We start from the raw sequence: 13,452 nt of genomic DNA, 5'->3' as shown, positions 1-13,452 counted from the left end.
AACTCGGGTGGGGTGGCCAAGGGGTCTGGCCGGGGCCACTCCTGCGGGGGCATACTTGCCCGGTGGCAGAGCATGATCGGATCAAGGTCCGCGGCGCGCGCGTCAACAACCTCAAGGACGTCTCCGTCGACGTCCCGAAGCGGCAGTTGACCGTCTTCACCGGAGTCTCCGGTTCGGGCAAGTCGTCCCTGGTGTTCGGCACCATCGCGGCGGAGTCGCAGCGGCTCATCAACGAGACCTACCCCGCGTTCGTGCAGAGCTTCATGGCCTCCCCCGCCCGGCCCGACGTGGACCGGCTGGAGAACCTGTCGGCCGCCATCGTCGTGGACCAGGAAAGGATGGGAGCAAACAGCCGGAGCACCGTCGGCACCGCCACCGACGTCAACTCGTTGCTGCGGCTGGTCTGGTCCCGCCTGGGCACGCCCCACGTGGGACCCAGCTTCCACTTCTCCTTCAACACGCCGCAGGGCATGTGCCCGGCCTGCGAGGGCAACGGGAAGGTGTCGGCCGTCGACGAGTCGCTCATCGTCAACACCGAGCTCTCCCTCAACGACGGCGCCATCACCGTCCCTGGCTACGGGGTGGGCACCTGGCAGTGGAAGATGTACGGCGAGGACCCGGAGCTCGACCCGGACAAGCCAGTCAAGGACTACACGCCGGCGGAGCTCGAACGGCTGATGTACGACCCCGGCACCCGGGTGAAGTTCCTGGGCATGAACACCACGCACGAGGGCATCGTCGTGCGCGTGAAGCGCCAGTTCCTCAACCCGGAGAAGGAGGCCGGCCAGAAGCACATCCGCGAATTCGCGGAGCGGATCGGCACCTTCGTCGCCTGCCGCGAGTGCGGCGGCACGCGGCTCAACGAGGCGTCGCGCTCCGCTGAGGTCGACGGCGTGACGCTGCCCGCCGCGCTGGCGTGGCAGGTCTCGGACCTGCGCGAATGGGTCCTGGAACTGGCAGGACACACCACCTCGGCGAAGGCGCTCCCCGTCCTCACCGCGCTGGCGGACCAGCTCGGCTCGCTGGTGGAGGTGGGGCTCGGCTACCTGTCGCTCGACCGCGAATCCGGCACGCTGTCCGGCGGCGAGGCCCAGCGGGTCAAGATGGTGGGCCACCTCGGTTCCGCGCTGACGGACGTGACCTACGTGTTCGACGAGCCCACCGTCGGCCTCCATCCGCACGACATCAACCGGATGATCGACCTCCTGCAGTCGCTGCGCGACAAGGGCAACACCGTGCTCGTCGTGGAACACAAGCCGCAGGTCATCGAGCGGGCGGACCACATCGTCGACATCGGCCCCGGCGCCGGTTCCGACGGCGGCGAGATCGTCTACGTCGGCGACCTCGAGGGCCTCCGGAGGTCCGGCTCCATCACCGGTGAACTGATGGACCACAAGCCCACGCTACGCACCCACCGGCGCACGCCGTCGGGCGCGATGGAGATCCGCGGGGCCACCACGCACAACCTCAAGGGCGTCGACGTCGACGTGCCGCTCGGCGTGCTGACGGTGGTCACGGGCGTGGCGGGTTCAGGCAAGTCGTCGCTGATCCACGGCTCGATCCAGTCTGGGGCGCTGAAGAAGGCCGGCGAGATCCGCGTGGTCGACCAGAGCGCGATCCGGGGTTCCATCCGCTCCAACCCCGCCACGTACACCGGTCTGCTGGACCCCATCAGGTCGGCGTTCGCGAAGGAGAACGACGTCAAGCCCGCGCTCTTCTCCGCCAACTCGGCCGGTGCCTGCGAGAACTGCAAGGGCCTGGGCATCGTCTACACGGATCTGGGCATGATGGCCGGGGTGGCCAACACCTGCGAGGTGTGCGAGGGCCGACGGTTCACCGACGAGGTGCTGCAGTACCGGCTCCACGGGCTCAACATCGCCGAGGTGCTGGCACTGCCGATCGGGAGGGCCGCCGAGGTGTTCACCGCCGGCACCCCGAAGAAGATCCTGGACCGCCTCCTGGCGGTGGGCCTGGGCTACCTCAGGCTCGGGCAGCCGCTCTCCACCCTGTCCGGCGGCGAGCGCCAGCGCATCAAGCTCGCGATCCGCATGGCCGAGGGTGCCGGCGTCTACGTGCTGGACGAGCCCACCACGGGGCTGCACCTCGCCGACATCGAGGCGATGCTGGAGATGCTCCACGGCCTCGTGGACCGCGGCAACTCCGTCATCGTGATCGAGCATTCGCTGGCCGTGATGTCGCACGCCGACTGGATCATCGACGTGGGCCCGGGCGCCGGCCACGACGGTGGCCGCATCGTCTACGAGGGTACGCCCGAAGGCCTGATGGATGCGGGCACCCTGACCGGCGACCACCTGAGGCAGTACCTGGCTCCCTGACCGCGAACCGCCAGGGTTCGAACCACCCGCAGGCGACTCAGCCGGCGACGTCGTGCAGGTGGTGGATCAGGTCGTGCGCGAAGTACAGGCCCAGTGACTGCGCCGTGAACTCGGAGCCGTTACCTCGCAGCCCCGCCCAGGACCACTGCTCCCCGACGGGCTCGGCCCACGCCTTCGCCGCGGCTTCGGCCCGTTCCTTGATGAGGACGGCGGTGGCGTGGCCGTTGGCCTTCCAGTACTCCTTCTCGACGGCGGCGGCGTCCTGGTCCCAGTCCTCGAACTCGGTGCCCGCGCCGTCGCTGTCGAGGATCAGGCCCAGACGTTCCGTCATGACCGCCATGACGTCCGCCACGTGCTGCCCGTATTCGATGGGCGACCACGTCTCCGGCCACGGACGCTCCTCCGCGCCCTTCCGCTCGACGGCGACCTCAAACCGCTCGGCCGCGCCCAGGATGAGCGCGGGCAGGTCATCCGGCGACACCGTCGCGGGATCGAAACCACACTCCGGGCACTGGCGCTCGGTGACCCAGGTCCAGTCCTTCGCGTCAGCGACCGGGGTGACGGGTGCATTGGGCTCACTCATGGCACGACATTAGCGCCCGTGGCATTCAGGAGTTCAGCATCCGCCGTCGCCCGCAAGGGAACTGGGCAGCGATCATCCGGCGAGGATCACCAGCTGTCAGCTCAGCAGGCCGTGCCGGCGCGCCGCGGCGACCGCGGCGGTACGCGAATCAGCCCCCAGTTTTCCGAAGGCGTGCACCAGATGCGTCTTCACGGTGCCCTCGGAGATGAACAACTGCCTGGCAATCTCTCGGTTGGTGCTGCCCTCGGCAACCAAACGCAGCACGTCGAGTTCCCGCGCACTCACGGCGGGCACGCCCTGCGACATCCGTTCGACGACGCGCACCTCGAGGTCACGCGAGAGCACCAGCCGCCCGGCGGCCGCGTCCGCTATGCCCTCGATGATGTCTTCGGGCTGCGCATCCTTGAGCAGATACCCCGCGGCCCCGGCCAGGACGGCCCTGGCGATGTCGGAGTCGTTGTCGTAGGTGGTGAGGATCAGCACCGCCGGCGGGCCGGGCCTGCGTCTGACCGCCTCGGTGACGCCCACGCCGTCGAGCCCCTCTCCCAGCCTCAGGTCGCAGAGGACCACGTCTGGCGACAGATCGTCCACCAGCCGCAGTGCTTCCTCGCCCGTGGCGGCGGACCCGATCACCTCGATGGCGTCGGCCCCGCTCAGCAGCGCCGCGACGCCGGACCGCACCACCGGATGGTCGTCCACCAGCAGTACCCGGATCATGGCAACACCTCGTCCGCCCGCACCAGCGGCAGGCGGGCGGTGACGGCCGTGCCACCTCCCGGCTCCGATTCGACGGTGAGCTCACCGCCCAGGTCCGCGAGGCGCTCGCGGAGAGCGCGCAGCCCGTAGCCCCCGCTCATGGTGCGCTCCACAGTGAGGGCCGGGTCGAACCCGATGCCGTCGTCGACGACATCAAGGTGGACGTGGTCCCCTGCGCGGGCCAACTCGACGCCGACGCGGCCGGCCCGCGAGTGCTGGCGCACGTTGGCCAACGCGTTCTGCGCCGCGCGCAGGAGCGCCACCTCAGTGGGCGTGGCGAGCCGGGGCAGCTCGGGGTCGACGGTGACGTCCCACTGCGCTTCCAGCGCTTCGGCGACCTCAGCCGTCAGGCGACGCAGCGGTGCGGCGAGGCCACCTGCGCCGGCCTCCTCGGGAGCCAAGGCGTAGACGACGCGGCGTGACTCCGCGAGGTTCTCCGTCGCCGTGGCCTCGATCTGGGCGATGAGGTCCCGGGCCGGGTCGTCGGCTGCCTTACGGCGCGCAGCCCGGGCCAGGAGCACGATGGAGGAGAACCCCTGCGCCAGGGTGTCGTGGATGTCGTGGGCGAGCCGGGTGCGTTCGGCCAGCTGACCGGCCTCGCGCTGCAGGCGCGCGGTCTCGTCATGGGCCCGCAGCACCTCGTCCAGCAGGCGACGGTGCTCAGAGACCTCGTGCTCGAACTTGAGCACACCGCGCGAAAGCCCCACCGCGATCAGTGCGCCCGAGAGTGGTCCCAGAATGGAGCCGACGCCGCTGTCTCCGCCCATGCTCAGCACCGTCACGATCACGGCGAGAGTGACGGCGGTGAACAGCAAGGACGTCAGCAGCGGCAGCACCGCCGCGCCCATCAGCCACAGCGGAAAGGCGATCCACAGGTAATTCGGTGAGATCCACATCAGGGTTGTGGACAACGTGAACAGGACGCTCATCCACACCGTGCGGCCCAGCGCGCCCATCCTGTCGACGCTCTGGAGGACCAACACGAACACCAGCAGGGTCACGGCGGCCACGGGCCAGGCCCAGAAGGCTGCCCAACCGAGTTCCGGCAGGACGCTGGCGATGATCAGCAACCCGACGAACATCACCGCCTGCCCGGCCCTCAACCACCAGGAGGCCGACCACCTGGGCGCGCGAGCGACGCCCAGCTGGGCTCGCGGGGAAGGGGTCGTCACGCCTCCACGGTAGCGGTCTCCAGCGGCTGGCGGGCGTCAGCCTTCAGCGCCTTGCCGAGGATGACGAAGAAGAGCACCCAGGTGCCGGTCAGGATCATGTGACCGAGGCCCGCGAAGCCGGGCCACATGGCGGAGGTGGCGATGGGAGCCTCGAGCACCTGGAGGGTGCCCTTCACCACCATGGAACCGAACGTAAAGGCGAGGCCGATGTTGTAGAGCAGGGTGAAGAGCTTCGCGCTCTTCTCCGCGAGGGGGAAGACCTTGGCCAGCGCCAGGATGGCGAGGAACACCAGGGTCCCGAGCGCCAGCGCGTGCGTGTGGGCGGTCGAGAGCATGGTGTCGCCGGTGAACTCGTTGATCTTGGTCATTTCGCGCCAGTAGAGGCCCGAGGCGAGTCCGAGGGCGGTCCAGGTTCCGGCGGAGAGGAAGAGTCGATTCAGCATGCATCCATCGTCGCGGTTCCGCTCACAGGGTTCACCCGGCAGGCATCCATCCTTCGGTGGATCCAGCCGCCCCGGCCTTCCGGACGTCAGCGGGCGGCGGCGAAGGCGGGGAGGATGACCTCGCGGATCATCGATTCGCGCTGGTCGTGCGGCAGGAACGCCGCGCGCATCGCACCCACAGTGGTCCGTTCGACGTCGTCGAGGTCCCAGCGGAACGTCTCCACCAGCTTGAGGTACTCGCGCGACATCGTGGTGTCGCTCATCAACCTGTTGTCACAGTTGACGGTCACGTTGAACTGGAGGCCCTTCAGCAGGTCGATGGGATGGTCCTTCATCTGCCCCGCGATGCCGGTCTGGAGGTTCGACGACGGCGCCACCTCGAGCGGGATCTGGGCATCGCGCACGTACGCGGCCAGCCGGCCGAACCGCACGCGGTCCTCCTCGATGGTGAGGTCCTCGACGATCCGCACGCCGTGGCCCAGACGGTTGCCGCCGCACAGCTGCACGGCCTCCCAGATCGAGGGCGGCCCGAATGCCTCGCCCGCGTGGATGGTGAAGAACATGTTGTGCTTCTTGAGCAGCCGGAACGCACCCTCGAAGCGCGACGGGGGGAAGCCGTCCTCCGCCCCCGCAATGTCGAACCCGCAGACGGAGTCGTCGCGGTTGTCGATGGCCAGTTGCGCGATCTCGACGGTGGGGTCGTCCTGGCGCAGCGAGGTGAGGATCTGCCGCGCGACGATGGCGTGGCCCGACGCCGCGGCCGCCCTCATGCCGGAGGCCAAGCCGTCGCGCACCGCCTCGACAGACTGCTGCAGCGTCAGCCCCCTGCCCAGGTGCTGCGCGGGAGCCCAGCGCGCCTCGGCGTAGACGACGCCGTCCTCGGCCTGGTCGACGACGAACTCGTGCGCCACCCGCTCGAGCTGCTCGGCGGTCTGCATCGCGGCAACCGTGTGCGCGAAGGTCTCCAGGTAGCGCACCAGCGAGCCGGAGTCTGCGGCTTCGAAGAACCACCGGCGCAGAGCCTCCGGATCCGTGGTCGGGAGCTCGTGGCCGTTGGCAGCGCAGTGCTCGATGACGGTTTCGGGGCGCAGCCCTCCGTCGAGGTGGTCGTGGAGTGCAACTTTGGGCAGTGCGCGCAGGTCGTCGAGGCTCAGCATGGGCTCAGGCTACCGGGCAGGCCGGGGAGCTGCCCCCGATCCGTGGCAGGCTGTTGCAATGGCTGAGCTGAACAGAAGAGCACTGATCGCGGGAACCGCAGCAGGCGGCTTCGCCCTGGCGACCGGTTGCACCGACGCGGGATCCCCGGTGGCGCCCCCCTCCGAAAACCCGACGTCGGCCTCGCCGACCACCGCTTCCCGCAGCCCATCGGCGTCGGCGTCGGCCAGCCAGTCGCCGGAGCCCAGCAGCCCCTCCCCCGAGCCCTCGCCCACCCCGCAGGTGGCCGAGTTGCCCGGCGGCGGCACCACCCCGTTTCCGGACCGACGCATGGTCGCCCTGTACGGACACCCCACGGCGCCGGTGCTCGGCATGCTGGGCGAGCAGCCGCCCGCCCAGGCGGTCACCCGGGTCAACGCGCTCGTCGCGGAGTACCAGAAGCTCCTGCCCGACGAGAAGGTCATCGGGGCGTTCGAGATCATCGTCACGGTGGCCTCGGCGTCGAGGACGGCCGACGGTTCCTACTCGAACCGCACCCCGATCGAGACGATCATGCCGTGGATCGAGGCGGCCGAAGCCAACGACATCTACGTCATCATCGACCTCCAGCCCGGCCGCGTCGACTTCCTCACGCAGGCCAAGCTGTACGAGGAACTGCTCCGCCGTCCGTCGGTGGGTCTGGCGCTCGATCCGGAGTGGCGCCTCAAGCCCAACCAGGTGCACCTGCGTCAGATCGGGCAGGTGGCGATCGAAGAGGTCAACGCCGTGGGCACCTGGCTGGCAGACCTGGTGCGCGACAACAACCTGCCGTCGAAGGTGCTCGTCCTGCACCAGTTCCAGCCCCGGATGGTCATCGGCAGGCAGCGGCTCGACACCAGCCACCCGGAGATCCAGTACCTCATGCATGCCGACGGGCAGGGCGGCCAGCCGGCGAAGCAGGCCACCTGGCAGGCGCTGCTGAAGGACCTCCCCCAGAACGTGTTCCTCGGCTGGAAGAACTTCGAGGACGAGGACCTGCCCATGCTGACGCCTCAGCAGACGGTGGCGCAGGTCAAGCCGTTGCCCCACCTCGTGTCGTACCAGTAGACGCGTCGGCCCTCCCGTTGCTCATCGCACACCAGCCGCAGCGCCGCGGGGGGCGTGCGGTCAGGTGAGGTTGGCGGGGCCGAAGGCCTGCGGCAACATCTCCGCCAAGGTCACGATGCCCGCCGGGGTCTCCATCAGCAGGTCTGCGCCGCCGTGCTCGAAGAGCAGCTGGCGACACCGTCCGCACGGCGTGATCACCTCGCCGCGCGTCTCCCCACCGACGCAGGTGAACGCCACCAGGCGCCCACCCCCACCGGCGACGAGGTCCGAGATCAGCCCACATTCTGCGCACAGCGTGACGCCGTAGCCGGCGTTCTCCACGTTGCAGCCGCTCACCACGCGCCCGTCGTCCACCAGCGCCGCCGCCCCCACCCGGAACCTCGAGTAGGGCGCATACGCGCGGGTCATGACGCTGAGGGCCGTGGCCCGCAGCGCCTCCCAGTCGATGCTCGTCATCAGTGGCTCTTGATGAAGTGCGCGCCGTCTGCGGCAGGGGCCCGCACGCGTCCGACGAGGCCGGCGACCGCGATGATGGTGGCCAGGTACGGCAGCATCTCGATGAAGTCGCTGGGGATGGGAAGCTGCATGAGCTTCGTGTTCTGGGCCAGCGCGCGGGCGAAGCCGAAGAACAGCGCGACGAATGCGCCGAGGACGGGGTGCCAGCGGCCCATGATCACCGCGGCGAGCGCGATGAAGCCGTTGCCCGCCGTCGGGTTGTTGTCCTGGAACGACCCCACCGAGCCGATGGTGAAGTACGCGCCACCGACGCCGGCGAACACGCCGCCGAGCAGCACGGCCGAGGCCTTGGTCCAGAGCACGTTGATGCCGACGGTGTCTGCAGCGTGCGGGTGTTCGCCCACCGAGCGGACCCGGAGGCCCCACTTGGTGCGGAACAGCAGGAACCACACCAGCGGCACCGCGACGAACGCGATGTAGGTGAGGGGTCGCTGCGTGAACAGGATGGGCCCGAGGAAGGGGACGTCCGCCAGGCCAGGGATCCGGATGGGCAGCATGGGCCGCACGTTGCTGTAGGTGGCGATGTCCTTGGCCACCAACTGCTGGTAGATGAAGCCCGTGAGGCCCGTGGCCAGCACGTTGATGACGACGCCGATGATGACGTGGTCCACCAGGTAACGCAGCGTGAACAGCGCCAGGATCCCGGCCATCATGACGCCGGCCAACGCGGCCGCGAACAGGGCCGCGACGAACGACTGCGTCATGCTGTAGGTCAGCGAGGCCGAGAACGCCGCGGTGAGGAACATGCCCTCGATGGCGATGTTCACCACGCCCGCCCGCTCCGCCAGCACGCCACCCAGCACGCCGAAGAACAGCGGCGTCGCGTATTCGAGCGTGAGGTTCAGCTGGCTGGTGAGGGTGAACGGCAGCGGTGAGCTGGCCGCGGCCCACACCAGGAAGCCGACGACGATGCCCAGGCCGGCGACCACGGCCGCCAGCGTGCGCATCCTGCCGCTGAGCTTCCCGGTGAGGTAGCCGATACCGGCGCCAAGTACCAGCAGGGCCGCGATGAGGACCGTGGCGGTGCCGGGCAGTTCCAGCGTGGGCAACTGCACCTCGGAGAAGGCATCGGACAGGGCGATCCGCCCGGACTTGTTGACGGTGAACGCCATGACCAACAGCGCGACGCCCATGACGGCGATCAGGGTGCCGGTGGAGAGTCGCTGGGCCTTCGCCTCCGGCGACTCGACCTTCTTGACGAGGCGCAGGTCGCTGTCCGGGATGGGCAGGGTCTGGGTGCTCATGCTTCAGCCACCTTCGCGACAGGAACGGAACGACGCTTGGTCTTGCGCTCGTTGAGGAACGGCAGCAGCCACGCGACGAACGCGGGCGCGGCCACGAACAGCACGACGAGGGCCTGGATGAGGTCTGTCAGCTTGTCCGGCGTGTTGGCCATCGTGACCATCGTGCGGCGCGAAGCCTTGAGGGCACCGAACAGCAGGCCCGCGAGCACCACTCCCAGTGGTCTCGATCTACCGAGCAGTGCCACGGTGATGGCGTCGAAGCCCAGCGTGCCGATGATCGTGCCGGTCATCTGGGTGGGCGTGCCGGTCAGGAGCTCAGGGGCGGTCACGGCCTGCACGCCGGCCAGGCCGGCGAGGCCACCGGCGAGGGCCATGGTGAGGATGGTCACGTTGGCCACGCTGGCGCCGGAGGTGGCGGCGGCGTTCGGGTTCAGGCCCACGGCCTTCAGGTGGATGCCGAACTTGGTGCGCTCCAGCAGCCACCAGCAGACGATGGCGGCGACGATGGCCAGGAAGAAGCCCAGATGCAGCCGCGTACCGGCCAGGCGCGGCAGCGTGGCGGTCCACTCCAGGACCGGCGAGATCGGGTCTGCACGGCCGGGCGTCTGGAACGCCGGCTGCAGCATGAGGAACGCCAACAACGAACCGGCGATGTAGTTCATCATGATGGTCACGATGACCTCGTGCGCGCCGGTCTTCGCCTTCAACAGGCCGACGATGCCGCCCCAGATGGCGCCCGCCACGATGCCCACGACGATGGCCAACGGGAGGTGGATGAAGATCGGCAGGCCCTTGATGCTGAAGCCGATGAAGGCGGCCGTCAGGCCGCCGAGCATCGCCTGGCCCTGGGCGCCGATGTTGAACAGCCCGGCGCGGAACGCCACGGCGACACCGAGGCCCGCGCAGATCAGGGGCGCAGCCTCCGCCGTCGTGTTGGTGATGGCCACCCAGGAGCCCATGGAGCCGACCCACATGGCGTAGAACGTGGCGGAGATCTTGTCCCACGACGCGACGAGCGCGTCGCCGGGCCTGGAGAAGAAGTAGCCCCACGTGGAGGCGACCTCGGCGTCCGTGAACACCATCACGAACGAGCCGACGATGAACGCGAGGATCAGCGAGGCCACCGTGATGATGGCGGAGGTGACCCACGCCGGACGGGGTGCCTTCACTTTGTCACTCATTGCCGGCCTCCTTGATCGTGGCGAGTGCGTCCTCGTGGCTGATGCCGGCCATCATGAGGCCGAGCACATTGCGCGGGGTGTCCGGCGGCACGATGCCGACGATCTTGCCGCGGTACATGACGGCGATCCGGTCCGCGAGGGACTCGACTTCCTCCAGTTCCGTGGAGACGAGCAGCACAGCGGTGCCGCGGTCGCGTTCCTCCACGATGCGGGTGTGGAGGAACTCGATGGCGCCGACGTCCACGCCGCGGGTGGGCTGGTTCGCGACGAGCAGTGACAGGTCGCGCGACAGTTCGCGGGCGAGCACCACCTTCTGCTGGTTGCCGCCGGAGAGCGAGCGCACCGGTTGAGCGTACGAGCCGGCGCGGATGTCGAACTCCTCGATGCGGGCCACCGCGTTGTCGGCGATCTTCTTCAGCTGCAGCGAACCGCCGCGCGAGAACTCGTCGAGGTTGTTGAGCACGAGGTTCTCCGCGATGGAGAACTCGCCGATGAAGCCGTCGCGGTGCCGGTCCTCCGGAACGTAGCCGAGGCCGGCCTTGATGGTCTTCGCCGGCTTGGCGCGGGTGATGTCCAAGCCGTCGAGGGTGGCGGTGCCACTGAGCGCCGTCCTGGTGCCGAGCAGGGTCTCGACGAGTTCGGTCTGGCCGTTGCCCTGCACGCCGGCGATGCACACGATCTCGCCGCCACGCACATCCAGGCTGAGGTGGTCGACGGCGACCTGACCCGACGGGGCGGCCACCGTCAATTCATTGATCGTGAGGCGGGGTTCGCCGGGCTCCGCCGGCTTCTTGTCCACCTTCAGCGACACCGAACGGCCCACCATCATGGTGGCCAGCTCGGCCTCGGAGGCGCCGGGCTCCGCCTTGCCGACGACCTTGCCGCGGCGGATGACCGTGATGTCATCGGCGACCTGGCGCACCTCGCGCAACTTGTGCGTGATGAAGACGATCGCCCTGCCTTCGTCGCGGAGAGCCTTCATCACGAGCATCAGCTCGTCGATCTCCTGCGGAGTGAGCACCGCCGTCGGCTCGTCGAAGATGAGGTACTGCGCGCCGCCCGCGAGGGCCTTGAGGATCTCCACGCGCTGCTGGATGCCCACCGGCAGGTCTTCGACCAGCGCGTCGGGGTCCACAAACATGTTGTAGCGCTCGCTCAGTTCGCGCACCGCCTTGCGGGCGGAGTTGATGTCGAGGAGGCCCCCGCTGCCGGGTTCGCGGCCGAGCACCATGTTCTCCGCGACGGTGAACACCGGGATCAGCATGAAGTGCTGGTGCACCATGCCGATGCCCTTGGCCATGGCGTGCTTCGGGTTGGTGAGGTTCAGCACCTCATCACCCATCCGGATCTCGCCCTCGTCCGGCTGCAGGAGCCCGAAGAGGATGTTCATCAACGTCGATTTGCCGGCGCCGTTCTCGCCCAGGAGGCAATGGATGCGCCCCGGCGTGATGTCCACGGTGATGGCGTCATTGGCCGTCAGCGATCCGAATCGCTTGGTGATGTGGTCCAGCGTCAGCGTCGGTGCCTGCGCGGTGGTTACTGTCACGTCGGAGTTCCTCCCCTCGCCTGGTGCGGCGTGGTTCGTAGCGTAGCGGGTCGAGGACGGCGCGGCCTGAGGGCGGCGCCGAAACCCTGTGGGACGGTGCGAAGAAAGGGGAGGGACGCGCCGTTGCGCCCCTCCCCTGGGTCAACTCAGCGAAGCTCAGGGCTGGCTGGGCGACGTGATTTCGATGGTGCCGGCAATGATGTCTTCCTTGACCTGCTCGACCTCGGCCTTGAGTTCCTCCGGGATCTTGCTGTCGAAGTCGTGGTAATCGGACAGCAGAACGCCACCGTTCTCCAGGGTGCCGACGTACGGCTCGGAGGAGAAGCTGCCCTCGAGGGCCGACTTGATGGCCTCGAACACTGCGACGTCCATGCCCTTCTCGACGGACGTCATGATCTGAGCACCGTACTCAGGAGCGGACTCGTAGCCGTCGGTGTCGACCCAGATGGCGTTGACCTTGCCACCGGATTCCTGGGCGGCCTGGAGAGCGCCGATGCCGGCGGGGCCGGCCACGGGGAGGAGCACGTCAGCGCCCTGAGCGATCAGGGTGTTGGCGGTGTTCTTGCCACCGGGGATGTCACCGAACGGGTTGTTGCCGCCGATGAACTGGCCGTCCTGCTTGGCCTCGTCCCAACCGATGACCTTGACGGAAGCGCCCTTGGCCTCGTTGTAGTAGTTGACACCCTCGTGGAAGCCGTCCATGAAGATGGAAACGGTGGGGTAGTTGGCGCCACCGAAGGTGCCGACGGTGCCGGTCTGGCTCATGCCCGCGGCGAGGTAGCCGGCCATGAACGCGGGCTCAGCAGCGTTGAACAGCAGGCCCTTGGCGTTGTCGACGCCTTCGAACGAGCCATAGTCGACGATCGCGAAGTTCGTCTCGGGGTTCTGCTTGGCTGCGGCCTCAGTGGCGTTGGCGAGAGCGAAGCCGACCGTGACGATGATGTTGCAGTTGGCGTCAATCATGGCCTGCACGTTGCCGGCGTACTCGGCTTCGGCGTTGGACTCGATCTGGTTGGTGGCGATGCCGAGTTCGTCCTTGGCGCGCATGAGGCCGTTGTAGGCCGTCTCGTTGAAGGACTTGTCATCGAAGCCACCGGCGTCGGAGACCATGCAGGCGGTGAAGTCTGCGGCGTCCACGCTGCCGGACGCGCTGGCCGAGGCCGACGCGTCGGTCGAGGGCTCCGTCGAGGGGCTCTCTTCCGTGCCAGGGCTTTCCTCGGCGCTGGTCCCAACGGCCGCGGAAGTTTCCGTGCCGGGTTCGGTGGTGGCGGGCGGTTCGGCGCAGCCGGCGAGCGCGAGAGCGCTGGCCGCAGCGACCGAAACGAGGCTGAGCAGGGACTTCTTCACGAAGATCCTCCTTGTTGGTCCGGTTTCAGTGGGGCAACCCGACAATACCGCTCCGTGGCTGGGACTTTTGTTGCGCTGCAGTTGATC

12 protein-coding genes are annotated in these 13,452 nt (G+C 68.4%); 2 read left to right on the top strand and 10 right to left on the bottom strand.

All coding sequences use genetic code 11. The features are described 5' to 3' along the window. The first annotated feature begins 62 nt into the window (after positions 1-62). A complete protein-coding gene (locus ACX1DX_RS00305) occupies positions 63-2,336 on the top strand; it encodes an ATP-binding cassette domain-containing protein (RefSeq protein WP_459397263.1) in 2,274 nt (757 codons plus the stop codon). Positions 2,337-2,373: 37 nt separating this feature from the next. Here ACX1DX_RS00305 and ACX1DX_RS00300 read toward each other — a convergent pair whose 3' ends face one another. From ACX1DX_RS00300 to ACX1DX_RS00280, 5 genes are all read right to left on the bottom strand, one after another. Continuing rightward, positions 2,374-2,919, bottom strand: coding sequence for a DinB family protein (locus ACX1DX_RS00300; protein WP_459397262.1), 546 nt, complete (start codon positions 2,917-2,919; stop codon positions 2,374-2,376). 96 nt (positions 2,920-3,015) lie between these two features. Continuing rightward, the gene (locus ACX1DX_RS00295; RefSeq protein ID WP_459397261.1) at positions 3,016-3,636 is read right to left on the bottom strand and encodes a response regulator; all 621 of its coding nucleotides are present in this window, start codon (positions 3,634-3,636) and stop codon (positions 3,016-3,018) included. Then, entirely contained in the window at positions 3,633-4,847 is a 1,215-nt protein-coding gene (locus ACX1DX_RS00290) for a sensor histidine kinase (protein WP_459397260.1), read from the bottom strand. Before ACX1DX_RS00290 ends, ACX1DX_RS00295 begins: the two co-directional genes overlap by 4 nt. Beyond that, positions 4,844-5,290 (bottom strand): DUF2871 domain-containing protein, encoded by a 447-nt coding sequence (locus ACX1DX_RS00285; RefSeq protein WP_459397259.1) that lies wholly within the window; start codon positions 5,288-5,290, stop codon positions 4,844-4,846. Before ACX1DX_RS00285 ends, ACX1DX_RS00290 begins: the two co-directional genes overlap by 4 nt. Positions 5,291-5,376: 86 nt before the next feature. Beyond that, a complete protein-coding gene (locus ACX1DX_RS00280) occupies positions 5,377-6,447 on the bottom strand; it encodes an adenosine deaminase (protein WP_459397258.1) in 1,071 nt (356 codons plus the stop codon). Between the two features lie 58 nt (positions 6,448-6,505). Between ACX1DX_RS00280 and ACX1DX_RS00275 the strand changes: the two genes are divergently transcribed. Then, complete coding sequence (locus tag ACX1DX_RS00275) at positions 6,506-7,531, top strand: hypothetical protein (protein WP_459397257.1); 1,026 nt, start codon at positions 6,506-6,508, stop codon at positions 7,529-7,531. A gap of 60 nt (positions 7,532-7,591) precedes the next feature. Here ACX1DX_RS00275 and ACX1DX_RS00270 read toward each other — a convergent pair whose 3' ends face one another. The 5 genes from ACX1DX_RS00270 to ACX1DX_RS00250 all read right to left on the bottom strand — a co-directional run bounded on the left by ACX1DX_RS00270 (position 7,592) and on the right by ACX1DX_RS00250 (position 13,365). After that, a complete protein-coding gene (locus ACX1DX_RS00270) occupies positions 7,592-7,987 on the bottom strand; it encodes a cytidine deaminase (protein WP_182764526.1) in 396 nt (131 codons plus the stop codon). After that, positions 7,987-9,291, bottom strand: a complete 1,305-nt coding sequence (locus ACX1DX_RS00265) for an ABC transporter permease (protein WP_459397256.1) — start codon at positions 9,289-9,291, stop codon at positions 7,987-7,989. Before ACX1DX_RS00265 ends, ACX1DX_RS00270 begins: the two co-directional genes overlap by 1 nt. Continuing rightward, positions 9,288-10,472 carry an ABC transporter permease gene (locus ACX1DX_RS00260; RefSeq protein ID WP_182764528.1) on the bottom strand — a complete coding sequence of 395 codons (1,185 nt, stop codon included), beginning with the start codon at positions 10,470-10,472 and terminating at the stop codon, positions 9,288-9,290. The genes ACX1DX_RS00265 and ACX1DX_RS00260 overlap by 4 nt, the downstream gene beginning before the upstream one ends. Beyond that, complete coding sequence (locus ACX1DX_RS00255) at positions 10,465-12,018, bottom strand: ABC transporter ATP-binding protein (protein ID WP_459397255.1); 1,554 nt, start codon at positions 12,016-12,018, stop codon at positions 10,465-10,467. Before ACX1DX_RS00255 ends, ACX1DX_RS00260 begins: the two co-directional genes overlap by 8 nt. Positions 12,019-12,174: 156 nt before the next feature. Then, positions 12,175-13,365, bottom strand: a complete 1,191-nt coding sequence (locus tag ACX1DX_RS00250; protein ID WP_459397254.1) for a BMP family lipoprotein — start codon at positions 13,363-13,365, stop codon at positions 12,175-12,177. Positions 13,366-13,452: the final 87 nt, after the last annotated feature.

The sequence above is a fragment of the Tessaracoccus zhenghani genome, assembly GCF_054552775.1.
This window is presented reverse-complemented; position numbering and strand designations above follow the sequence as displayed.

What these genes read in the sequence shown, in the direction of transcription:
- ACX1DX_RS00285 (WP_459397259.1), bottom strand. Translation starts at nt 5,290, where the DNA reads ATGCTGAATCGACTCTTCCTCTCCGCCGGAACCTGGACCGCCCTCGGA.
- ACX1DX_RS00275 (WP_459397257.1), top strand. Translation starts at nt 6,506, where the DNA reads ATGGCTGAGCTGAACAGAAGAGCACTGATCGCGGGAACCGCAGCAGGC.
- ACX1DX_RS00295 (WP_459397261.1), bottom strand. Translation starts at nt 3,636, where the DNA reads ATGATCCGGGTACTGCTGGTGGACGACCATCCGGTGGTGCGGTCCGGC.
- ACX1DX_RS00265 (WP_459397256.1), bottom strand. Translation starts at nt 9,291, where the DNA reads ATGAGCACCCAGACCCTGCCCATCCCGGACAGCGACCTGCGCCTCGTC.
- ACX1DX_RS00280 (WP_459397258.1), bottom strand. Translation starts at nt 6,447, where the DNA reads ATGCTGAGCCTCGACGACCTGCGCGCACTGCCCAAAGTTGCACTCCAC.
- ACX1DX_RS00270 (WP_182764526.1), bottom strand. Translation starts at nt 7,987, where the DNA reads ATGACGAGCATCGACTGGGAGGCGCTGCGGGCCACGGCCCTCAGCGTC.
- ACX1DX_RS00300 (WP_459397262.1), bottom strand. Translation starts at nt 2,919, where the DNA reads ATGAGTGAGCCCAATGCACCCGTCACCCCGGTCGCTGACGCGAAGGAC.
- ACX1DX_RS00260 (WP_182764528.1), bottom strand. Translation starts at nt 10,472, where the DNA reads ATGAGTGACAAAGTGAAGGCACCCCGTCCGGCGTGGGTCACCTCCGCC.